The 22,774-nt window shown below is 64.6% G+C and carries 20 protein-coding genes; 15 read left to right on the forward strand and 5 right to left on the reverse strand.

Annotated features, from left to right (window positions below; genetic code table 11):
- Nucleotides 1-3 precede the first annotated feature (3 nt).
- From ACVOK8_RS05460 to ACVOK8_RS05470, 3 genes are read left to right on the forward strand one after another with little or no spacing between them, the layout of a single operon-like run.
- Nucleotides 4-573, forward strand: a complete 570-nt coding sequence (locus tag ACVOK8_RS05460; protein ID WP_481565944.1) for a YceI family protein — start codon at nt 4-6, stop codon at nt 571-573.
- Entirely contained in the window at nt 570-2,546 is a 1,977-nt protein-coding gene (locus ACVOK8_RS05465) for a phospholipase D family protein (RefSeq protein WP_481565945.1), read from the forward strand. Before ACVOK8_RS05460 ends, ACVOK8_RS05465 begins: the two co-directional genes overlap by 4 nt.
- Nucleotides 2,547-2,577: 31 nt before the next feature.
- The gene (locus ACVOK8_RS05470) at nt 2,578-3,006 is read left to right on the forward strand and encodes a hotdog fold thioesterase (RefSeq protein ID WP_481565946.1); all 429 of its coding nucleotides are present in this window, start codon (nt 2,578-2,580) and stop codon (nt 3,004-3,006) included.
- 178 nt (nt 3,007-3,184) lie between these two features.
- Here the strand turns inward: ACVOK8_RS05470 and ACVOK8_RS05475 are convergent, their stop codons facing one another.
- Entirely contained in the window at nt 3,185-5,758 is a 2,574-nt protein-coding gene (locus ACVOK8_RS05475; RefSeq protein ID WP_481565947.1) for an EAL domain-containing protein, read from the reverse strand.
- A 197-nt stretch (nt 5,759-5,955) separates the two neighbouring features.
- Between ACVOK8_RS05475 and ACVOK8_RS05480 the strand changes: the two genes are divergently transcribed.
- The 4 genes from ACVOK8_RS05480 to ACVOK8_RS05495 are packed head-to-tail and all read left to right on the forward strand — an operon-like array spanning nt 5,956 to nt 10,544.
- Nucleotides 5,956-6,747: a lysophospholipid acyltransferase family protein gene (locus ACVOK8_RS05480; RefSeq protein WP_481565948.1), complete on the forward strand. Its 792-nt coding sequence runs from the start codon at nt 5,956-5,958 to the stop codon at nt 6,745-6,747.
- A 57-nt stretch (nt 6,748-6,804) separates the two neighbouring features.
- Nucleotides 6,805-7,791, forward strand: coding sequence for a YheT family hydrolase (locus ACVOK8_RS05485; RefSeq protein ID WP_481565999.1), 987 nt, complete (start codon nt 6,805-6,807; stop codon nt 7,789-7,791).
- Nucleotides 7,792-7,849: 58 nt separating this feature from the next.
- Nucleotides 7,850-9,919 carry a tetratricopeptide repeat protein gene (locus ACVOK8_RS05490; protein ID WP_481565949.1) on the forward strand — a complete coding sequence of 690 codons (2,070 nt, stop codon included), beginning with the start codon at nt 7,850-7,852 and terminating at the stop codon, nt 9,917-9,919.
- 13 nt (nt 9,920-9,932) lie between these two features.
- Entirely contained in the window at nt 9,933-10,544 is a 612-nt protein-coding gene (locus ACVOK8_RS05495; RefSeq protein ID WP_481565950.1) for a YbhB/YbcL family Raf kinase inhibitor-like protein, read from the forward strand.
- 377 nt (nt 10,545-10,921) lie between these two features.
- Here the strand turns inward: ACVOK8_RS05495 and ACVOK8_RS05500 are convergent, their stop codons facing one another.
- Nucleotides 10,922-11,731 carry a DUF4377 domain-containing protein gene (locus ACVOK8_RS05500; protein ID WP_481565951.1) on the reverse strand — a complete coding sequence of 270 codons (810 nt, stop codon included), beginning with the start codon at nt 11,729-11,731 and terminating at the stop codon, nt 10,922-10,924.
- A gap of 84 nt (nt 11,732-11,815) precedes the next feature.
- On the reverse strand, nt 11,816-12,610 hold the full coding sequence (locus tag ACVOK8_RS05505) for an undecaprenyl-diphosphate phosphatase (protein ID WP_481565952.1): 795 nt from the start codon (nt 12,608-12,610) through the stop codon (nt 11,816-11,818).
- Nucleotides 12,611-12,820: 210 nt separating this feature from the next.
- Between ACVOK8_RS05505 and glnA the strand changes: the two genes are divergently transcribed.
- The 3 genes from glnA (at nt 12,821) to ACVOK8_RS05520 (ending at nt 16,462) form a co-directional block, all read left to right on the forward strand.
- Nucleotides 12,821-14,230, forward strand: coding sequence for a type I glutamate--ammonia ligase (glnA, locus tag ACVOK8_RS05510; protein WP_481565953.1), 1,410 nt, complete (start codon nt 12,821-12,823; stop codon nt 14,228-14,230).
- Nucleotides 14,231-14,608: 378 nt separating this feature from the next.
- Nucleotides 14,609-14,947 (forward strand): P-II family nitrogen regulator, encoded by a 339-nt coding sequence (locus tag ACVOK8_RS05515; protein ID WP_481508674.1) that lies wholly within the window; start codon nt 14,609-14,611, stop codon nt 14,945-14,947.
- 90 nt (nt 14,948-15,037) lie between these two features.
- A complete protein-coding gene (locus ACVOK8_RS05520; RefSeq protein WP_481565954.1) occupies nt 15,038-16,462 on the forward strand; it encodes an ammonium transporter in 1,425 nt (474 codons plus the stop codon).
- Nucleotides 16,463-16,649: 187 nt separating this feature from the next.
- Here ACVOK8_RS05520 and ACVOK8_RS05525 read toward each other — a convergent pair whose 3' ends face one another.
- Nucleotides 16,650-16,871, reverse strand: coding sequence for a DUF6500 family protein (locus tag ACVOK8_RS05525; protein WP_481565955.1), 222 nt, complete (start codon nt 16,869-16,871; stop codon nt 16,650-16,652).
- Nucleotides 16,872-17,115: 244 nt separating this feature from the next.
- Here ACVOK8_RS05525 and ACVOK8_RS05530 point away from each other — a divergent pair, with 244 nt between their 5' ends.
- The 5 genes from ACVOK8_RS05530 to ACVOK8_RS05550 are packed head-to-tail and all read left to right on the forward strand — an operon-like array spanning nt 17,116 to nt 21,656.
- Nucleotides 17,116-17,850 carry an N-acetylmuramoyl-L-alanine amidase gene (locus tag ACVOK8_RS05530; protein ID WP_481565956.1) on the forward strand — a complete coding sequence of 245 codons (735 nt, stop codon included), beginning with the start codon at nt 17,116-17,118 and terminating at the stop codon, nt 17,848-17,850.
- Between the two features lie 28 nt (nt 17,851-17,878).
- On the forward strand, nt 17,879-18,934 hold the full coding sequence (locus tag ACVOK8_RS05535) for a two-component system sensor histidine kinase NtrB (RefSeq protein WP_481565957.1): 1,056 nt from the start codon (nt 17,879-17,881) through the stop codon (nt 18,932-18,934).
- Nucleotides 18,927-20,372: a nitrogen regulation protein NR(I) gene (ntrC, locus tag ACVOK8_RS05540; protein WP_481565958.1), complete on the forward strand. Its 1,446-nt coding sequence runs from the start codon at nt 18,927-18,929 to the stop codon at nt 20,370-20,372. Before ACVOK8_RS05535 ends, ntrC begins: the two co-directional genes overlap by 8 nt.
- A gap of 41 nt (nt 20,373-20,413) precedes the next feature.
- A complete protein-coding gene (locus tag ACVOK8_RS05545; RefSeq protein ID WP_481565959.1) occupies nt 20,414-20,983 on the forward strand; it encodes a superoxide dismutase family protein in 570 nt (189 codons plus the stop codon).
- A gap of 58 nt (nt 20,984-21,041) precedes the next feature.
- Nucleotides 21,042-21,656: a superoxide dismutase family protein gene (locus ACVOK8_RS05550; protein ID WP_481565960.1), complete on the forward strand. Its 615-nt coding sequence runs from the start codon at nt 21,042-21,044 to the stop codon at nt 21,654-21,656.
- Between the two features lie 146 nt (nt 21,657-21,802).
- Here the strand turns inward: ACVOK8_RS05550 and ACVOK8_RS05555 are convergent, their stop codons facing one another.
- Entirely contained in the window at nt 21,803-22,690 is an 888-nt protein-coding gene (locus ACVOK8_RS05555) for a hypothetical protein (protein WP_481565961.1), read from the reverse strand.
- Between the last annotated feature and the right edge of the window lie 84 nt (nt 22,691-22,774).

Below are 22,774 nucleotides of genomic sequence, written 5' to 3' on the forward strand. Positions count from 1 at the left end.
TCCATGGCGGCGGCGCGGTTTGGGCTGCTGCTGATTCTGTTGATGCTGGCTGGCTCGGCCCTTGCGGCCGAGCCATTGCATTTCGACACGGCGCATTCCCGGTTTGGTTTTGAAATACGTACCCGCTTCGGGCAGAAGGTGGAGGGTGTCTTTCCGCGCTTCGAGGGCTGGATCACGGTGCTGCCCGATGGCCGCCACCAGGTCCGGCTGCGCATGTACAGCGAATATGTGGAGATCCCCGACAAGCCCCGCTATACCGGCTGGATGCGTGGCGAGGACTTCTTTGATGCGGCGCGCTACCCGGTGGTGGAATTCGATTCCGACCCCTATGACCCGCGGTTGACCGAAACCGGCGGCGACGTGCAGGGGCGCTTGTCGATCCGTGGCATCAGCCGGCCCGAAGTGATGCGACTGGCAAAGCCTGAATGCGCGCGGCCCGGCTATGATTGCGACCTCGTCAGCCGCGGTACCATCCTGCGCGGCCGATATGGCATGGATAGCTGGCAGATGGCCCTGAGTGATCGAGTGATATTCGTACTGCGTACACGCCTGGTTGGCGCCCCCAAAAAGTGAAAGCTGTCCTTCGTATCCTGCCGGTGCTGGCGCTGCTGCTGGCCAGCGGTTGTGCTTCGCTGTCCAATCAGCAGCGTGAGCGTGCCGAAGGCATTGCCGTGGCCGCGCGTTCCACCGTGGTGGACTGCAACCAGCCCGATCGTTGTGCGCTGGATTCGCCCCTGCGCGCGCTCGGCGGCAAAGCCATCGCCGAATCGACGGTGGAGGCACCTCGCCACTACGCCACCATCCTCGATGAGGGCGAACTGTCGCTGATAGCGCGGCTGAACCTGATCCGCAGCGCCACCCGCAGCGTGGACCTGCAGACCTATATCTTCGATACCGACGACAGCGCACGGCTGGTGATCGACGAGCTGGTGGCCGCTGCCCGACGTGGGGTCAAGGTGCGGGTGCTGATCGACCAGCTTTCGGCGATCTCCGACCTGCAGATGCTCGGTGCCTTGTCCGGTGCGCATGCCAACTTCGAGCTGCGTGTCTACAACCCGGCGTTCGGCAAGGCCAAGCTCAATTACTTCGACTATGCCGGCAGCGTGCTGTGCTGCTTCCGCCGTTTCAACCAGCGCATGCACAACAAGCTGCTGGTGATCGACGATGTGATCGGTATCGTAGGTGGGCGCAACTACCAGGACGACTATTACGACTGGGACAGCGAGTACAACTTCCGCGACCGCGACGTGGTGGTGGCCGGGCCGGAGGCGCGCGAGATGGCGGCCAACTTCCAGGCCTTCTGGGTGGCGCGTCGCAGTGTCCCGGCCGAACGCCTGAACGACGTCGGAAAGACCTTGTTGAACGAGGGCGTGCCGGCCTTGCCGGAGGCCACGTTCCGACGCCCGGAACGGATTGCGCGGGTGAATGCCGAGGCATCGGACCCGGAGTTCATCGAACAGGCGTTTGTTGATACGGCGCTGCCGGTGAGTGCGGTCAGCTATGTCGCCGACCTGCCACGCAAACACCGTCGTGAACGCGAGGCACAGCCGCTCAACGGCCAGCATGTGACCGAGCCCAAGTTGGATGCGCTTATCTCGCAGGCACAGACCGAGGTGCTGCTGCAGACGCCCTATCTGGTGTTGTCCAAGCCCGCGCAGGCGCTGTTCAAGAACCTGCGCAAGCGCGAAACGCCGCCGCGGGTAGTCGTTTCGACCAATAGTCTGGCGGCCACCGACAACCCCATCGTCTATGCGCTGTCGTACAAGTACAAACGCCGTAATCTGCGCGAACTGGGCTTCAATATCTACGAATACAAGCCATTCCCGCTGGATGCGCCAATCGACTATACGCAGCTGTTGCCGGCGCCGTTGGATGGTGAGCCGAGCGTGGCCCCCAGCCGCAACCGGGTGATTGGCGGCAGTGCGGCTGGCAGCAATGTGCGCGGCAGCGGTTCCGGGCGCCGGCTCAGTGCCGATGGCAGCGAAGTCGAGCGTGAGGTGCTGCGTACCGAAACCCGGCCGTCGTTCCTGGGTACGCGTGCGGTCAATCGGCCCTTGCCGGTTACCCGTCGCGGCGCGCGCATGGGCCTGCACGCCAAGTCGCTGGTGGTGGACCGCCGCATTGGTGTGATCGGTACCCACAACTTCGATCCGCGCAGCGAGAACTACAACACCGAAGGTGCGGTGATCATCGAGGACCCGGCATTTGCCGAGCAGTTGGCGCAGAGCATCCTGCGTGACGTGCACCCGGACAACTCCTGGGTGGTGGCGCCACGCGAAAAGCCGCCGGTGCTGTCTGGCCTGAACTACAGCATCGGCAAGGCGTCCGAGGCGCTGCCGATCCTGGATTTCTGGCCCTGGCGCTATGCCACCGACTACGCCTTCAAGCCCGGCCCGGATTGCCCGCAGCCGCTGCGTCGGCAGGACCCGGGTTTCCACAACTGCTACACCGCAGTTGGTGACTTCCCGGAAGTCGACGTCGGCCCCAAGTGGGTGTTGGTGCGCATGCTGACCGCGTTCGGCGCGGGGCTGGTCCCCATCCTCTGATCGCTTTTGTTCTCCCAGATAGGTAGCTGCAATGAGCCAAGTATTCCGCGCGCCGGTTGACCTGCAGTTGGTCAACGAACTGAGCCGCAACACCTTGATCGATCATCTGGGCATTGTCTTCACCGCCGCTGGTGATGATTGGCTGCAGGCAACGATGCCGGTGGATGCGCGTACCAAGCAGCCTTACGGTCTGCTGCATGGCGGTGCCTCGGTAGTGCTGGCCGAGACGCTGGGTAGCAGCGCCGGCAATCTGTGCGTGGACCCGACCCAGCAGGTTTGTGTCGGGCTGGAGATCAATGCCAACCATCTGCGGGCGGCGCGTAGTGGAGTGGTTACTGGTACTGCACGCGCGCTGCATGTGGGTCGGACTACCCAGGTGTGGGAGATCCGCATCGAAGACGAGGCCGGCAAGCCGGTGTGTATTTCGCGGCTGACTTTGGCGGTTGTGGCTGTTGGGTGAGAGGTTGGTGTTTGGGGCTTGGAGCTAAGAGCTCAAGAGCACCCCTCCCCAACCCTCCCCTTCGCTGCGCGAAAGGGAGGGGGTAAAGCTGCGCCCCCTCCCTTTGCCGCAGGCAAGGGGAGGGCTGGGGAGGGGTAGCTGTTGCCGTTGCTCTTGCTCCTGCCCCAGCAACCACCAACTAAACCATCACCGCCACCGGCAAATGCTCGCGCACCCAATCGGCCAAGGCTGGCGCCGGCAAGGCCGGGGTGAAATGAAAACCCTGCGCCACCTCGTAACCCTGCGCGCCCAGCAGCTTCAGTTGCTCCAGGCTCTCGACGCCTTCAGCCACCACCTTCAACTGCAGGCTCTGGCCGATGTGGGCGATGGCCTGGGTCAAGGCGCTGGCAACCTTGTCGCCTTCAATGCCGCGCACGAAGCTGCGGTCCAGCTTGAGTTCGCTGATCGGCAACTGGCGCAGGTAGCTGAGGCTGGAATAGCCGGTGCCGAAGTCGTCCATCGACAGCCGTACGCCAAGTGCATGCACCTGCCGCAGCGTCTGCAGGGTGATCGGGTCGCCATCAAGCAGCACGTCTTCAGTGATCTCCAGGATCAGGTCGTCAGCGCTCAATGACTCCTGCTGCAGGATCTGGCTGATGCAGTCCGGCAGCGCCTCGCTGTGGAAGTTGGTTGGTGAAAGGTTCACCGACACCGATGGTACCTCCAGGCCTTCATGACGCCAGCGCCCCAGTTGCCGGCAGGCCTCGCGCAATGCCCATTGGCCGAGGTCGCCGATCAGCCCAGCCTCTTCAGCCAAGGGAATGAAGCGTATCGGCGGCACGCTGCCAAGGCGCGGATGCTGCCAGCGTGCCAGCGCCTCGACGCTGTGCAGGCGGCCGCTGTGGATTTCTATCTGCGGCTGGTAGTGCAGCTGCAGTTGGCCTTGTTCAAGCGCTTCGCGCAGTGCCGCTTCCAGCGCCATGCGCTCCTGCGCGCATTCGTCCATTTCGCTGCTGTAGAAGCGTACGCGGTTGCGGCCGTTGTGCTTGGCCTGGTACATGGCGACATCGGCATGGTGCAGCAGCGAATCCATGTTGTTGCCGTCATGCGGGAAGATGCTGATACCGATGCTGGCCGAGGGCCGGATTTCCAGCTCGCCCAGCGCCAATGGCAGGCCCAGCGTGCGCAGGATGCGCTCGCTGCGCTCACTGGCCGTGGGTATGTCGCAGCGGTTGAGGATCACCACGAACTCGTCGCCGGAGAGCCGGCCGACGATGTCCATCGGCCCGGTTTCTTCCTGCAGGCGGCGTGCCACCGTACGCAGTAGTTCGTCACCGCCGGGGTGGCCGAAGGAGTCGTTGATCTGCTTGAAGCGATCCAGATCGATGAACATCACCGCCATTGTCTGCCCGTGATGGTTGGCGGCGGTGATGGCTTGGTCGGCCTGTGCGTGCAGCAGGCTGCGGTTGGGCAGGCCGGTGAGGTCGTCGTAGAACGCCAACCGGCGGATCCGGTTGCGGGCTTCCTCGCGCTCCAGTGCCAACGCGCACAGGTGCACGATCACCTCGACCAGGCGATGGTGGAAGCTGTCCGGGTCGTAGGGTTGCCGGTAGTAGAAGGCGAAGGTGCCAAGCACGCGGCCATCGTTGGCCTTGATCGGAGTGGACCAGCAGGCAGCCAAGCCGTGTTGCAGGGCCAGGTGGCTGATGCCTTCCCAGTTGGGGTCGGTGGCGATGTCGCGGCTGACCACGGTCTGGCCGCTGTGGGCGGCGGTGCCGCAGGCGCCGGTTTTCGGCCCCACCGGGACGCCATCCACCAGCCGGGTATAGGCCTCGGGCAGGCTGGGCGCAGCCAGGTGGCGCAGCCGTCCGTCTTCGACCCGCAGCACCGAGCACAGCACCTGCGGGGCGATCTTCTCCACCTCCAGGCACATCATCTGCATCACCTCGGCGGTGGGAACCTCGCGCACCATCGCATCGAGCATCTTGTGCTGCAGGACTTCGTGCACCTTGGTGCGGGTGATGTCCATCAGCACGATGACCAGATTCACCAGGGTGCCGTAGTCATCGAAGATGGGATTGGTGCTGACCGAGCACCACAGGGGGTGTCCGTTCTTGCGATAAAGCCGCTCGTCGGCGCGGATTGGCTGCCCTGCCAGCAATCGCGCGGTATAGGCGTTCAACTGCTCGGGTGAAAAGCTGTCTGGTGCCAACAGTGCCGGCACGTACTGTCCCATCGCCTCGGCATCAAGGAAGCCGAACAGGCGCCGGAAGCCCTTGTTCAGATGCACGATGCGGCCTTCGGCATCGGTGATCAACACCGCGCTCTGGGTTTCATCGAAGCCCAGCGAAAGCAGGCGCTCGCGCGCCTGTGCCTGGCGGCGTGCGGTGACGTCGCTGACCAGCACCATGCGGATGTTGCGCTCGCCGTCGGCAATCTGCGACAGGCTGACGCTGATCCAGCAGGTGCTCTGGTCCCTGCGGATCATCTGGATGTCATGCGGATCGGCGGCCAGCTCTTCCACACGGTTGCTGGTACCCGGGTACAGGCGGGTGTTGTAGCGCTCGCGCATGCTGGCCGGGGCCAGCGTGCCCAGGTTCTTGCCCTGCAGTTCAGCGCGTGACCAGCCGGAAATGGCTTCCATGGCATGGTTCACGTACAGAATGGTGTTGGCGTCGTCGAACAGAATCACGCCATTGCCGATCTGCTCCAATGCCGCCGAGAACAAATGCAGCATGTCTTCTGTCGATGACAGCAGCTGCCGGTCCATCATGCCGTCCCCCTGAACGATAGTGTTGTTGTACACACTTCATGCCGGGAATGTTGCCGGCGTACCCTCAAAATCCGGGCCGACCGGTACTTCCTGCCGATAGTGTGGCACGGCGCACTCTTTGGCCGCGTCGTAGCGAGTGCCAATCGGCATGGTGCCCCTGCTGGCGGAAGCTGGACCGCATCCGGTATCGTGACGGGATGACTTCCCCCCGTCCCGCCCGCCAGGGCGGTGTGGCCCGCGTGTTCCGTTACTTGTACCGCGCCCCGCTGCTACTGGTTCACATTGTCCTGTTCCTGCCGCTGATCCTGCTGCTGATGACGCAGCCGTTGGGGCGTATCGGCCCCGCCAGCAACCCGCTGGAAGAGCGGGTGGTGCGCTGGTGGTCGGGCGGTTTGATGTGGATCTTCGGCTTCCGCCTGCAGCGTTACGGCCAGCCCTTGCCGGGTGCGGTGCTGTTTGTCGCCAATCACGTGGGGTGGGTCGATATCTGCGTCATCCACAGCCAGAAGATGGTCGGCTTTGTCGCCAAGCGCGAGATCGCTGGCTGGCCGGTGGTCGGCTGGGTCGCCAGCCGTGGCCACACCATTTTCCACCAGCGCGGCAACACCGAGTCGCTGGGCGGGGTGATGGAAGAGATGGTCAAGCGCCTGCAGGAGCAGCGGCCGGTGGCGGTATTCCCGGAGGGTCGCACCCGTGGCGGCAAGGACGTGGGCCCGTTCCATGCGCGCATCTTCCAGGCGGCGGTGGAGGCCGGTGTGCCGGTGCAGCCGATCGCGCTGCGTTATGGTGTGCGCGGTGATGCGCAGACCACGGTGGCGTTCGGTCCGGCTGAGAGCTTCTTCGGCAACTTCCTGCGCCTGCTCGGCGAGCCGGCGCGGCGTGGCGAGGTGCATTTCCTTGAGCCGATCGCCAGCCAGGATCTGGAAGGTCGCCGGCGCATCGCCGAGACCTCGCGGGCGCGCATCGTGGCGGTGATGGAAGGACCGTAAGGTGCAGATCGCGGCCAACGCTGAGTTGGGCAGTCAACGCCCACCGGGTCGGTCATGCTGAGCGCCTGCAACTACCAGCCGCCACGCTGGCTGCGTAATCCGCATCTGCAATCGATGCTGGCGTCGAGCCGGCTACGGCTGCGCCGTGGCCGCCAGTTGCTGGCCGCCAGCGGCGCAATCACCCACGAATTGATGCTTGACGGTGGTGACGGCGTGCGTCTGCAGGCTTGGCACAGTCGTCCGCAGGGCGCTCCGCCCAAGGCGCTGGCGTTGCTGCTGCATGGCTGGGAAGGCAGCGCGGAATCCAGCTACATGCGCATGACCACTGCACGGCTGCTGGAGCAGGGCTTTGATGTGGTGCGGCTTAACTTCCGCGATCACGGCAATACCCATCATCTCAATCCGGGCATCTTCCATTCCTGCCGCATCGGCGAAGTGGTCAATGCCGCCGCAGATGTTGCGCAGCGCTTTGCCGGCCTGCCAATGGTGGCTGCGGGTTATTCGCTGGGCGGCAACTTCGTGCTGCGCCTGGCTCTGCACGCGCCTGCCGCCGGTGTGCCGTTGCTGCACGTGGCCTCGGTGTGCCCGGTGCTGGACCCGGCCATCACCATGGACAGCATCGAGCGCGGGCCGGTGATGTATGACTGGTATTTCCGTCGCAAATGGACCGGGTCACTGCGCCGCAAGCGCGCGCTGTTCCCCGAGCTGGCCGACTGCGACGACAGCGTGTTGAAGCTGGATATCCGCGCACTGACCGGTTGGCTGGTCGATCGCCATACCGATTTCGGCTCGCTGCAGGAGTATTTCGACGGTTACTCCATCGCTGGCAACAAACTGGCCGCGTTGCAGGTGCCGGCCGACATCCTGATGGCCGCCGACGACCCGGTGATTCCCTTCACCACCTTCGACCACTGGCAACTGCCGGCCAATGCCCACCTGGAGATCGCGCGCTGGGGTGGCCACTGCGGCTTCATCGAGAACCTGCGGGGTGATGGTTTCTCCGAGCGCTGGGTGGCGCAGCATCTGGCCGCCGCCGTCGCCTGAACCCGGCGCGTGCGGCTGCGCCCGCTACAATGCGGGTTTGCGCTAACGCTGGACCGCCATGCAAGACAAGATCATTGAAGCCCTGCGCCGTAACGCCACCGACGAGGCCGTGAGCCTGGCCCACGCATGGGTTGGCGCAGAACCACAGCAGGCCCAGGCCCACCGCTGGTTGGCATTGGCCTTGCAACAGCACGGCCAGCTGGAGTCGGCCCAGGCCAGCCTGGACCAAGCCCTGGCGCTGGCCCCGGATGACGCCGCCCTGCATCTGCAGCACGCCGGACTGCTGCTGGCGCAGCGTCAGATCGACGCCGCCGGGCAGGCGCTGGACCGCAGCACCACGCTCAACCCCAACGAATTTTCTGCCTACCTGATGCAGGCGCATCTGGCGCTGGGCCGCGACGATATCGACGAAGCCGACCGCTTGGGTCGAATGGCCGCGCGTGTCGATCCGGACAGCCCCGAGCTGGGCGCGATTGAAGGCATGGTCGCGCTGCGCCGTGGCGACGCCGACCGCGCGCTGGCGGTTCTGTCGGCCGCCAGCGCCAAGCGGCCGAGCGATGTCCGCGTGCTGTATGCACTGGGCTTTGCTTACCTGGGCAAGGACATGGTCGCTTTTGCCGAGCAGGCGTTCCGTCGCGTCATCGAATTGAACCCCAGCAACCACGCATTGCGCGGCTTGGTGGTGCAGCTGGCCTTGCGCCAGGGCCATTTGGACCACGCAGCGGAAATGATGCGCGAAGTACTGGCGACGCCGCAGGGTGACAACCCGGGCATGCGCCGTCTGGCCGGTGAACTGGAGTTGGCCTCGGGCCAACCGCTGCAGGCACTGGAGCACCTGCGCCCATTGCTGCAGCAGGTGCCGGGTGACCGCCCCACGCTGCAGATGCTGTTGATGGCCTGGCAGCGCTTGGGCCGCGAGGAAGAAGCGCGCAGCGAGCTGGAAGCCGCCGTGCAGGCGAACCCGCAGCTGCATGATCTGTGGATGGCGCGCTTGGCCGTGGCTCAGGTGGGCAGCGAAGAAGCCGTCGATGTCGTCGAACGCTGGCTGAGCGCAATGCCTGAGCACCTGCCGGCGCTGGAAGCAAGGATGAGCCTGCATGACATGAACGACCAGGCCGAAGAGGCCGAAGCCGTGGCCCGCCACATCATCGAACTGGAGCCGGGCCGGGTCAGTGGCGAACAGCGTATTGTCGAAGCGCTGTTGCAGCGCGAGCCGAGCGCGGCGATTGCGCATGTGCAGTCGTTGATGGACAACGCGCCGGAGCAGGCGCGCATCGGTGTGCGCAGTTGGCTGGGTGCAGTACAAGACCGTGCAGGCGATCGCGCCGGGGCCTTGGCTAGCTGGTTGCGTGTGCATGAAGAAATGGCACCTAACCGTCTACCGCTGCCGCAGCAGGCACGTGCACCGGCCGAGTGGCCTGTGATGGGCGAGGTGGCTGGCGACAATCCGGTGCGGCCGATGTTCCTGTGGGGCGCGCCGGGTTCGGGCGTGGAACGTGTAGCAATGGTGATGGCCGCCGGCAGCCGCGTGCTGCGCGACGACCGTTTCGGCCCGGCCCCGCCCGATGACGCCTTCCAGAATTTCTTGACCTTGCAGCGTCTGGCCACCGACGCACTGACGCCGGAACAGCTGGTGCAGCAATGGCGCGCAGCGCTGCCGGCGCGCGGTATCGAAGACGGCAACGTGATCGACTGGCTGTTGTGGTGGGACAACGCCCTGCTGTGGGCGTTGCGCCCGCAGCTACCAGAAGGCCGTTTGGTCATTGCCCTGCGTGACCCACGCGACATGCTGGTGGAATGGCTGGCACTGGGTGCGCCAGCACCGTTGGCGGTGACCTCGTCCAGCGAGGCGGCGCAATGGCTGGCACGCGCGCTGGCGCAGATAGCGCTGCTGCATGAGCAGAATCTGTATACCCACATGATCATTCATACCGACGATGCGGTGAATGATCCGGCGGCGATGGGGGCATTGTTGGAGCAGGCCTTTGGCCTGCGTTTCCCGCCGGTGCGCAGTCTTGGCCAGAGCACCATCCCGGCCGGCCACTGGCGTAACTACGCACAGGTGCTGGCATCGGAGTTTGCGGTGCTGACCCCGGTTGCCGTGCGTCTGGGTTACCCCGAAGCCTGATCAAGGAGCAATGATGAAACTGGACAGTCAGAGTTTTCAGAACGGGCAGCCGATTACGGCCGAGTTTGCCGCAGGTGATGCCAATGGCTTTGCTGGCAACCGCAACCCGCAGCTGGGGTGGAGCGATGTGCCGGCAGGCACACGCTCGTTCGCCCTGATCTGCGTGGACCCGGACGTGCCGACCGTTGCCGAGCTCGTCGGTCGTGATGACGTCAGCATTCCGCTGGATCAGCCGCGGGCCGACTTCGTGCATTGGGTAATGGTGGATGTTCCTGCGGACCTGCGCGAAATCGCTGCCGGCAGCTGCAGTGATGGCTTCACAGCGCACGGCAAGGCCCAGCCGGCCGGTCCGGCCGGCGCACGTCAGGGCATCAACGATTACACCGGCTGGTTTGCCGGCAATGCGCAGATGAGCGGCACCTACTACGGTTACGACGGCCCTTATCCGCCGTTCAACGACGAGCGCCTGCACTGTTATTTCTTCCGCCTGTTTGCGCTGGATCTAGAGCGTCTGCCGGTCGACGGTGCATTCACCGCCGGCGACGTTCATCGCGCCATGCAGGGCCATGTGCTGGCCGAAGCGACGGTGCATGGCACGTATACGTTGAACCCGAAGCTGGGTTGAACGTGATGCCTGTTTTGTAGGAGCGGGGTAATCCGCGGAGGCTGGGGTTGGAAACGTTATGGGGGTTGGGGGCGGGGCGGGCGCGGGTCCGCGGGCGCACGCACAGGTGGGGGGGGGGGGGGGGGGGGGGGCGGGGGGGCGGGGGTGAGGGCGGGCGGGGGGGTGGGGGGGGGGGGGTCCCGGGCGCGGGGGGGGGGGGGGGGGGGGGGTGGGGTGGTTGTGGGGGGGGGGGGTTGGTTGTGGTGCGGCGGGGCGCGCGCCTGGCGGTGGTTGTTTTTTTCTGCCCGGCGGCGGCGCCCCCCCCCCCCGCTCCTACAGACCTGCAAAACAGAAAGGGCGCCTTGCGGCGCCCTTTCTGTTTGTTCGACGGTGATGGCTTATTTGGCCATTTCCGACATGACAACCATGTCCAGCACGTAGGCCTGCGACGGCGCATCGGCCGGCGGGTTCTTGATCTGGTAACGCTTCAGACGCAGTACGTTACGCACGCCCGGCTCGTGGGTGTAACCCTCGATGTTGCCGTAGAAGTTGGTGAACTCACCGCGCTTGCCCTGTTCCAGGCCCTGCTCGTTGTACTTCACTTCACGCACCTGCAGGCAGGTGGCGTCCTTCATCAGCGGGTGCGGGCAGGGCTTGGTCTGCGGCTCTACTTCCATGAACACGATCTCGCCCGGGCCGCCGTAGCGGGTTTCGGCGGTCGGCTCGGCGCGGAAGCTGAGCACGTCGCCAGAAGCAGTGACCAGGGTCATTGCCGAAGCGTCCAGTGCACGCACGGTCAGCTTGCCCTGCAGGCGCTCGCTGATCAGGCCATCAACCGCCATCAGCGGGCCCTGGCAGGCCTTGTTGGTGGACATCAGGTTGCCGACGGTCAGGGCACCGGCTTCCAGCGTGTAACCGCCGCCGATGTTGTTGCAGGCGTTGCTGACCGACAGGCGGTTGTCCTTGAAGTCCAGGGTCAGCGGCTTGTCGGCCTGCACGAACAGGCCGTCGATGCGCTTGCCGCTGGCGTCCACGGCGTTGTCCAGCAGCCAGTGGTTTGCAGCCAGCTGGGTGGTGTCGAGGTTCGCGGCAGGAGCGGCGGTGCTGGTGTCGGGGGTGGCTGCGGTTTCGCTCTTGGTGGTGGCCGGCGGGTTGCTGCAGGCGGTCATGAGGGCGATGGGCAGTGCCAACAGAAGAAGACGCTTCATGGTGAACTCCTTGTGGTGCTTTGGAAAAGTCAGGACGTCAAACGGCCAAGGCCGGATGACGGGGTTGCACTTGCTACTGCACGTTCAGTTACCAGCAGGCAAAAACAACAGCAGGCCGAAGCCCAATGCAATGCGGTATAGCGCGAAGCCGGTGAAGGGACGGCGTTTGATGTAGCTCAGCAGCCACTTCACCACGATGAAGCCGGTGATCGCCGCTGCCACGAAGGCTACGCCAACGTCGGTCCAGTTTTCGTTGCCCAGCTGGCCTTTCTTGAACATCTCAAGCAGGGCATAGCCGCTGGCCGCGAACATGGTGGGGACGCCAACCAGGAAAACAAACTCGGCGGCCGCGGAGCGACGGGTCAGGCCCAGCAGCAAGGCCATGAAGATGGCTGCGGCCGAGCGCGAGGTGCCGGGGAACACGCCGGCCACCACCTGCGCCAGGCCAACCGCCACGGCAACCTTCCAGGTCACGGTGTCGCTGTCGGGCAGGCGTCCGGCAAAGCGTTCGGCAACCAGCATCCAGACGCCGCCGATGACCAGCGCCCAGGCCACCGGGGTGACGGTTTCAGGCAGTTCCCAGCCGGCCAGGCGCACCGGCAGGCCGACCACGGCGGTGACCAGGAAGGCCACGCCCAGCTTCATCACGTAGTCGCGGTTGTCGCGCTGGTTCAAGCCGGTGGCCAGCGACCACAGACGCTGCCGGAACGCCAACACCACGGCCAGGATGGCGCCGGCCTGGATGACGATATTGAAGAAGTCCGAGCGCGCGCCCAGCCAATGCTGGGCGATCAACAGATGGCCGGTGCTGGAAATGGGGAGGAATTCGGTGAGGCCTTCGAGAATGCCCAGTAGCAGGGCGGAGAGCAGGTCGGACATGAGGGCTGGTATGGGAAAGGCGGGCACAGCATAGAACATTAAGTGTTATGCACCTGAATGGTGCATGGCATGAAAACAGCACCAGATTGGTGCTTATAACCACTGACACCATCTGCATACAGTCAATAAAAACAATGTGTTACCGGGTTTTGAAAGTTGGCACGTCATTTGCTTTGATACATGCACATCATCCATCCGAGGTTGCACCCGATGTCGCTGGAAAACGTTGAGAAGCTGATCAAGGACAACCAGATCGAGTTCATCGACCTGCGTTTCGTCGACATGCGTGGCATCGAGCAGCACGTGACCTTCCCGGTCTCGATCATCGAGCCGTCGCTGTTCGAGGAAGGCAAGATGTTCGATGGCAGCTCGATCGCCGGTTGGAAGGGCATTGCCGAGTCGGACATGGTGCTGCTGCCGGACGCCGACAGCGCCTACCTGGACCCGTTCTACGCCGACCCGACCCTGGTGTTGATCTGCGACGTGCTCGACCCGGCCACCATGCAGGGCTACGGCCGTTGCCCGCGCGGCATCGCCAAGCGCGCCGAGTCCTACCTGAAGTCCTCCGGCATCGCCGACCTTGCGTTCTTCGGCCCGGAACCGGAATTCTTCATCTTCGATTCGGTGCAGTTCGCCAACGACATGGGCAACACCTTCTACAAGATCAATTCTGAAGAAGGCGCCTGGAACACCGGCAAGAGCTACGACGGCACCAACACCGGCTACCGTCCGACCGTGAAGGGTGGTTACTTCCCGGTGCCGCCGACCGACTCGCTGCACGATATCCGCGCCGAGATGTGCAAGGTGCTGGAAAAGGTCGGCATCGAAGTCGAAGTGCACCACCACGAAGTGGCCAATGCCGGCCAGTGCGAGATCGGCGCCAAGTTCAACACCCTGGTGACCAAGGCCGACGAACTGCAGCGCATGAAGCACGTCATCAAGAACGTCGCCCACCGCAACGGCAAGACCGTCACCTTCATGCCCAAGCCGCTGGTCGGCGACAACGGCAGCGGCATGCACGTGCACCAGTCGCTGGCCAAGGGCGGCGCCAACCTGTTCTCCGGTGACGGCTACGGTGGCCTGAGCCAGATGGCGCTGTGGTACATCGGCGGCATCTTCAAGCACGCCCGTGCGATCAACGCCTTCGCCAACTCCGGCACCAATAGCTACAAGCGCCTGGTTCCGGGCTTCGAAGCACCGGTGATGCTGGCTTATTCGGCCCGCAACCGTTCGGCGTCGTGCCGCATTCCGTGGGTGTCCAACCCGAAGGCACGCCGCATCGAAATGCGTTTCCCGGATCCGATCCAGTCCGGCTACCTGACCTTCACCGCGCTGATGATGGCCGGCCTGGACGGCATCAAGAACCAGATCGACCCGGGCGCACCGAGCGACAAGGATCTGTACGACCTGCCGCCGGAAGAAGAGAAGCTGATCCCGCAGGTCTGTTCCTCGCTGGACCAGGCACTGGAAGCGCTGGACAAGGACCGCGAGTTCCTCAAGGCCGGCGGCGTGATGAGCGACGATTTCATCGACGCTTACATCGCGTTGAAGATGAAGGAAGTCACCGCGTTCCGCGCAGCGACCCACCCGCTCGAGTACCAGCTGTACTACGCAAGCTGAGTCAACAAGCTGATGTAGCGGCGGCCATCGCATAGCGCTGGCCGCCGGCAACACCAGGTGTAGTTACTAGCTGTTATTTGGCGGCGGTGGCGTAGACCCTCCCCCTCCCATCTGTGTCATCGCCGCCGCCTTTGTTGCTGGGGAGCACAAAGGTGATGCAACAGCCAGCAACACACTTGCAGGGGCAAGAGAATCCGAGCGCGCGGCATGGGCCACTCCTCCCTCCCGCGTGGTTGTAGCGGCCGGTAGCACTGCCGGTGGCAACAGCCAGGCCCATGATGCGTTCGGCGCAACAGCCAGCGGCCGCACAACGGCCGGTGGAAGACACGATGCCGGCCCGCAGCCGCAGGCCGGTCTCCTCCACATCGGGACATGCGCATGAAATTAATCTCCGCGATCATCCGTCCATTCAAGCTCGACGAAGTGCGTGAAGCCTTGGGCGCCGCAGGCGTTTCCGGCATCACCGTCACCGAGGTCAAGGGCTTTGGGCGGCAGAAAGGCCACACCGAGCTGTACCGTGGCGCCGAATACGTCGTCGATTTCCTCCCCAAGATCCGCATTGAAACCGCCGTCACCGACGACAACGTCGATGCCGTGATCGAAGCCCTGCAGGGCGCTGCTGGCACCGGCAAGATTGGTGACGGCAAGATCTTCGTTACCGCGCTTGAACAAGTGGTGCGTATCCGCACCGGCGAAACAGGCGCCGACGCGCTTTAAGAACCCGCTACCGACCCGTCCTCCGGCGGCAGCGACCGCCAGGTGACAACAGGTCGCTGGCAGGTTCCACCCCCACAACCGGAGTCGACAATGCGAACGGAATTTTTCACCGGGTTGAAAGCCCGGCTCGGAGGCCTGTGCCTGTCATTCATGCTCACCGCCGTCGTGCTGGGCATGTTTTCGAGCAGTGCGTGGGCCCAGGAAACACCGGCACAGCCCACTGCCGCGACTGAAGTGGCTGCACAGCCGGTGGAGGCCGCAGCTGCACCTGCTGCAGAAGCCGCTGCCGCACCCAGCTTCGACAAGGGCGACGTGGCCTGGATGCTCACCGCCACCTTGCTGGTCTTGATGATGGTCGTACCCGGCCTTGCGCTGTTCTATGGCGGCCTGGTGCGGGCCAAGAACGTGCTGTCGGTGCTCAGCCAGGTGCTGGTGGTGTTCTCGCTGGTGCTGATCCTGTGGGTGGCCTATGGCTACAGCGCGGTGTTCAGTGCGGGCAACCAGTTCTTTGGCTCGTTCACCGAATTTGCCTTCCTCAAGGGTTTTACCCCGGACTCGGTGGGCAATACGCCAATCGTCGGCCTGCCGGACTTCCTGTTCGTCGCCTTCCAGTCGACCTTTGCCGGTATCACCACCGCGCTGATCGTCGGCGCCTTCGCCGAGCGCATCAAGTTCCGCGCGGTGCTGCTGTTCTCGGCGCTGTGGTTCACCCTGAGCTACATCCCGATGGCGCACATCGTCTGGGGTGGTGGTTACCTCGGTGAGATGGGAGCGATCGACTTTGCTGGTGGCACCGTGGTGCACATCAATGCCGGTGTTGCCGGCCTGGTTGCCGCATGGTTCGTCGGCAAGCGCCTGGGTTATGGCCAGACCGCGTTGAAGCCGCACAACCTGCCGCTGACCTGGATCGGCGCAATGCTGCTGTGGGTGGGTTGGTTCGGCTTCAATGCCGGCTCCGCCGCCGCCGCCGACACCGTTGCCTCGCTGGCCTTCATCAACACCGTGTTGGCAACCGCAGCGGCCGTGTTGGGCTGGACGCTGGTGGAAGCGGTCACCAAGGGCCATCCGTCAGCGCTTGGTGCAGCCTCAGGCGCTGTGGCCGGTCTGGTCGGTGTTACCCCCGCCTGCGGCACTGTCGGTCCGCTGGGCGCCATCGTCATTGGTTTTGTCACCGGCATCGTCTGCGTTTGGGGCGTGACTGGCCTGAAGCGTTTGTTGAAGGCGGACGACACCGCCGACGTTTTCGGCGTGCATGGCGTGGGTGGCATTGTTGGCGCCATTCTCACCGGCGTGTTCAGCGCACAGTCGCTGGGCGGCACCAAGGTTGATCTGGATATCGGCCACCAGGTTTGGGTGCAGGTAGTCAGTGTCGGCTTCACCGTGCTGTGGTCGGCCGTAGTCACCGCTGTGATCCTGCTGCTGGTTCGGGCCCTGGTCGGCCTGCGCGTAAGCGAAGAAGCCGAGCGCACCGGTTTGGACGTCACCACCCACGGCGAATCGGCGTACGAGGCCTGACCGCTTAAGCCCCTCTCCCGCTTGCGGGAGAGGGGTTGGGGTGAGGGCGCTCTCGGTGCAAAGAGTGAAGGCACCGAAAACCCTGCAATTGCATTGATAGCCCCTCTCCCGCTTGCGGGAGAGGGGTTGGGGTGAGGGCAGCTTTTGAGGCATTACCGGTAAGACCCCTGCCGAGCATGGCTCGGCACTACAGGCCTTCCGCCAGCACCAGCGCTTTTACCTTTTCAGCCTTCTCGAAATGATCCAGCCGATGGATCGATATCCACCACGTAGCCGCTTCCATCAGCAGCTCGGGATCATCATTGCGATTGGCAAAAAACGCATAGAACGACAAGCCAACCGTCGACCCTTTCGCCGCGATCTTGGCATCGCAGACCGCAACGATTTTCTGTTTCAATGAATCACGCATTGCTTCTCCAGCAGATCGTCGAAAAACGAGCCTGCATAGCCTAGACAGAATGGGCAGCCATCCCCAGCGGAAAGCGTTTTGAACATGCAGTGCATGTTCCGCACCGGCATCACACCGGACTCCCCAACTCCCTGAGCAGGCCCTCCAATGCAAGCAGCCTATTCCGTCGCATCTGTGGGCAACGACTCCAGCGCATGCCAGACCGCACTTGCAAAGCCGAGCGCAGCAACGTGCAATGGCCTGCATGAAGACCAAACTGCTGCCGCTCGCCCTGTTGGCCACGCTGACTGCCTGTACCTCCACACCGGAGCGCAATCCGCTCGCGCAGTGGGTGCCGTCGCCGAACTACAACGATCGCCAGCCGGTGCTGATCGTGCTGCACCACACCGAGCAGGATTCGGTGCAGGAAAGCCTGGACACGCTGCGCAGCGCCAACAGCGGCGGCAAGGTCAGCTCGCACTATCTGGTTGGCAGCGATGGTGAGCTCTATCAGCTCGTGGCCGATGGCGAACGCGCCTGGCATGCCGGTGGTGGCCGCTGGGGCGGCTTCACCGACCTCAACTCCACTTCGATCGGCATCGAGATCGACAACAACGGCGACAGCCCGTTCACCGCGCCGCAGATCGCCAGCCTGCTGCGCCTGCTCGACGATCTCTGCAAGCGCTACAACATCCCGCGCAGCCAGATCATCGGCCACGCCGACCTGGCCCCGACCCGCAAGGCCGACCCCAGTCGTTACTTCCCGTGGCAGCAATTGGCCGAGGCCGGTTTCGGCCTGTGGCCGGACCCTAGGCACGGCCCGGCGCCCGCAGGTTTTGACAGCTGGATGGCAATGCAGGCCTTCGGTTACGCGCTGGACGACCGCGCCGCCGCTGCGCGCGCTTTCCACCGCCGCTTCCGCGGCAGCGACAGCCTGCCCTCTGAACTCGACGCCGAAGACGCCCGCATCCTGTATTCCCTGCTGCAGCAGAAGCAGTGATCGGCCTGCTTTGCACTATATTGGTGCAATGACCGACGTAGAGTTCTCGCCCACCCCGGAATTGCTGGCCACACCACTGGTCTGGTGTGGCGCAGACGGCCGCATCCAGGGCGCCAACCCGGCCTTCTGCCGTTGGCTGGGGGTAAGCGTACGGCGCCTGCTCGGCCAGCCACTGGTGTCGCTGGAAGCGCAGGGCGAGGTTCTGGCGCAGCGCCTGGCCAATCCGGCCACCGACCTGACCCGCCTGCCGCGGCTGACCTTGGCTCTGCCAGGAGAGACCCCGCGCTTTGCCGATGGTTGGTTGAGTGCGGTGGAGCAGGGCGGCTGGCTGCTGGAAGCGCACCCGGTGGATGAGTTCCAAGGTGCCGATCCGGCGCAGGTACTGCCTGGCGCGTTCAGCGCGGCCTTGAAGGGTTTGGCCCACGAGCTGCGCAATCCTCTGGCCGGGCTGAAAGGCGCCGCCCAGTTGCTGGCCCGGCGCGCCGCCGGCCGCGATGCCGACGAACGCGAGCTGATCGAACTGATCGGCGCCGAGATCGAGCGCCTCAATACCTTGCTGGAACAACTGCTGTCGCCGGCCCCGCAACGCCCGCATGCGCCGCTGAACATTCACGCCGCGCTGGAACGCGTGTTGCGTCTGGTCGAGAACGAAGCCGGTTGGTCGGTACGCCTGCTGCGCGACTACGACCCCAGCATTCCTGAGTTCCCCGGCGATGGCGACCGCCTCACCCAGGCCTTGTTGAACCTGGTCCGCAATGCGATCCAGGCCGGCGCCACCAGCGTCACCCTGCGCACCCGTGTCGAGCATGGCCTGCGCATTGCCGAACAGCCCTACGCGCTTGCCTTGCGGCTGGAAGTGGCCGACGACGGCCGCGGCGTTCCGGAGGAACTGGCCGAGCACCTGTTCCTGCCGTTGGTCAGCGGCCGCGCCGAAGGCACCGGGCTTGGCCTGGCCCTGGCCCAGCAGGTCGCCCGCGAACACCGCGGCACCTTGAGCTACCGCTCGCGCCCCGGCCACACCGTGTTCACCGTGCTGCTGCCGTTACCTGCCGCCGAGGAAGCGCCGGAGGTGGGTGATGCATAAGTCGACACAAGCCGCGACCGTCTGGGTAGTCGATGATGATCGTTCGGTGCGTTTCGTCCTGACCACCGCCTTGCGCGACGCCGGCTACACGGTGGAAGGTTTCGACAGTGCTGCCGCTGCGCTCGCAGCGATGGCGAGGCAGCCGGTGCCGGATCTGCTGTTCACTGATGTGCGCATGCCCGGTGACGATGGATTGGTGTTGCTGGACAAGCTCAAGACCGCGCATCCGCAGCTGCCAGTGATCGTGATGTCGGCCTATACCGATGTGGCGAGCACGGCGGGTGCTTTCCGCGGTGGCGCACACGAGTTCCTGTCCAAGCCATTCGATCTGGACGATGCAGTGGAGCTGGCCCGGCGCGCGCTGCCAGAAACCGAGGAGCTACCCGCACCGGCTGTCGTGCCTGCACCGGCCAAAAAAGAAGAAGGCCCGCCACAGCTGATCGGCGATACGCCGGCCATGCGCGCGTTGTTCCGTGCCATCGGCCGTCTCGCACAGGCGCCCTTGTCAGTGTTGATCAATGGAGAGACCGGCACCGGCAAGGAGTTGGTGGCGACCGCATTGCATCGCGAATCACCGCGCGCCAAAGGCCCGTTCGTCGCACTCAACACCGCAGCAATACCGGCCGAGCTGTTGGAAAGCGAATTGTTCGGCCACGAAGCCGGCGCCTTCACCGGCGCGACCAAGCGCCATATCGGACGCTTCGAGCAGGCCGACGGCGGCACCTTGTTCCTCGATGAAATCGGCGATATGCCGCTGGCTTTGCAGACGCGATTGCTGCGCGTTCTTGCCGAAGGCGAGTTCTTCCGCGTTGGTGGTCGTGAGCTGATCCGCGTCGATGTGCGCGTGGTTGCCGCCACCCACCAGGATCTGGAAGCGCTGGTCGAACAAGGGCGCTTCCGTGCCGATCTGCTGCACCGGCTGGATATGGTGCGCTTGTTGCTGCCGCCGCTGCGCGAGCGTCTTGGCGACGTGCCGCAACTGGCCGAGAACTTCCTTGCCAACGCCGCGCGCCGGCTCGACATGCCGCCAAAGCGCCTGTCTGTGGCCGCGGTGAAAGCGCTGCGCGAGCACCACTGGCCGGGCAACGTCCGCGAACTGGAGAACGTCTGCTGGCGTCTGGCGGCGTTGGCCGTCGCCGATACGGTATCGGCCGAGGACGTGCAGGCCGCCTTGAACCGCGGTGGGCGTGCCACCGGCAGTACCGCCGCGGTGGCCCCGCAGCACTGGGACAAGGCCTTGGCGGCATGGGCCAGGCAGCGTCTGGCCGAAGGCGCCAGCGGCCTGCATGTCGAGGCACGTGAGCGCCTGGACGCTGTGCTGCTGGAAGTGGCACTGGATTTCACCGATGGCCATCGCGCCGATGCCGCCACGCGGCTGGGACTTGGCCGTAACACCGTTACCCGCAAACTTGGGCCTGGCCGCCGTCGCGGCAGTTGAGCATGGCACCGGCCCGCCTGATCTGTTGCAAGGAGATATCGATGCGCATCCTGCTTCCTCTCACCGCCAGCATTACTGCCGCGCTGCTCAGCGCCTGCGGTTCCACGCCTGCACCCAAGCCGGAGGCCCCGCCGCCGATGGCTACGGTCAGCACCGCCAAAATGGCCGAAGCCAATCTGGCCCCGGCCTCGGCCAGTCTGGTCAGCGGGCGTCTGGCTTTGGTGCCGGAAGCCGGTGGCGTGCACATCACCGGCGTGATCGGCGGCTTGCCACGTGGTCAGCAGGCTGCCTTCCATGTGCATGAGAAGGGTGACTGCAGTGCGGTGGATGCCAGCAGTGCCGGTGGCCACTTCAACCCGGGCATGCAGCAGCACGGCCGCGCCGCTGCGGGCGCACATCATGCCGGCGACATGGACAACCTGCAGGCCGATGCCAAGGGCGTGGCGAACGTGGACGTTCATCTTCGCGGCGTTACCCTCGGCGGTGGTGCTGCAAACGACGTCGCTGGGCGCGCACTGGTGGTACATGCGTCAGCCGACGATTACCGCAGTCAACCGGCCGGCAATGCCGGCGCGCGTGTCGCCTGCGCGGTGATCCGCGTAGTGCGCTGAGCGTGCCTCCAAGCACGCGGACACCGATTCGATCCAGACCAGCAAGGGAGTTACCCAGATGCGATTGATCCATACCAGCTTGTTCCTCGCCAGCACCTTGGCCCTGACCGCCTGCAACAAGGGCGCAGAGCCCGATGCCGCACCGGCTGAGACCGTCGCGGCCGCAGCGGCCACCACGCCAGTTGCCGACCCGGCCGCACCACCGGAAATGGCCAAGCCGATTGCGACTGCACAGTTGCAGCCCACAAAGGACAGCACGGTCGCCGGCACGATCAACTTCAGCCTGGTCGACGGCCAGCTGCGCGCCAGCGGCGACATCACCGGCTTGAAGCCGGACAGCGAGCACGGCTTCCACATCCACGAGAAGGGCGATTGCAGCGCGCCGGACGGCACCAGCGCTGGCGGCCACTTCAACCCGGGCAGCAGCGAGCACGGCAGCATCAGCGCGGCGATGCATCACGGTGGCGACATGCCCAATATCAAGGCCGACGCGCAGGGCAACGCGCATATCGATGGCCCGGTGGCAAGCAACGTCAACGTCGGTGTTGGCGATGGTTTCGACATCGTCGGTCGCGGCCTGATCGTCCACGCCGACCCGGATGACTACAAGACCCAGCCGACCGGCAATGCCGGTGCGCGCCTGGCGTGTGCGGTGATCGCAAAAGCGCAGTGATGGACTCCCTCCGCAAGCGGAGGGCAGCTTGTCTCCCTCCCTTGCGCAACGCGCAGGGGAGGGTTGGGGAGGGGTGCTTTTGCTTCGCCTTGCTTCAAAACAGAAAAGGCTGCTTGCGCGGCCTCTCTGCAATAACCAACGCACACTCAATGCGCCAGCAAGGCCTTGGCATCCTGCCCGGCATTCACGTGCACATACAGCACGTCGATGCCATGCGCTTCCAATACGGCGGCCATCTGCCGCTGCCGCATCATGTACTGCTCGTACACGCGCTGCAGACGATCACAGTCGTTCTTGTCCTGCGCGTAATGCGCGCACCAGCCTGCCGGATCAAACAAGGCCATCCGCACTTCGCCGCCGACATAACGCAGCAGCGGCTCGGGTGAGGCGTCCAGCCATTGTTCTTCGTGGGGCGCGAACATCGCCGTTTCCAGTATTGGCCACAAATCCGCCAAGCCCTGGTTGTCGTACTGCATGGCCATCATCGCGGCCAGATCGTTGACGGTGAAATAGCGTGCGTGTTCGATCTGCGCGGCAAAGCTGTTCTGCGCCAGCAGCGCGGTGTCCGGTTGTGCCATGCCATTGGCCAGCAGCACGTCTTCCAGCGCATCACGCACTTCATGGCGCAGCGCCGCTTCACCGCCAGCCAGCACAAACGGCAGCAGCCGCAGCGCGCCACCGGTCAGCGCAGGATCGGCCTGCAGCGGCAGCGGGATCTCGCCGTTGGCATCGGCACCAAAGGCCAGCAGGCGCGCGCCGTGGTTGCGGCCAGGTGCGCGCATCTGCAGCTCTTCCAGGCGCCGATGAATGGGCAGGCCGGGGCGCAGCACTTCGGCCGGGTCGAAATGCGCGGCGGCGAAAACCAGATCCAGTTCGCTGACCTGCGGTACCAGTTTGGTCAGGTCGCGGCCGATCAGCGCTGCCAGCTCGCCAGCCTGCTCGGAGCCCAAGGCCGCCTTGCCGGGCTGCTCGCCGCCAGCCAGTTCCAATGCCACTACGCCAAGGGCGTTCACGTCGGGGTTTGAATTGCTCATGATTCGCGGTTGGCCCATCACGGCCTCGAAGCTACACTCAACACCATTATGCCTGCTATCGCGTGCAGGCCACTTTGAACACTC

The organism is Stenotrophomonas sp. STEN083, from assembly GCF_056759195.1.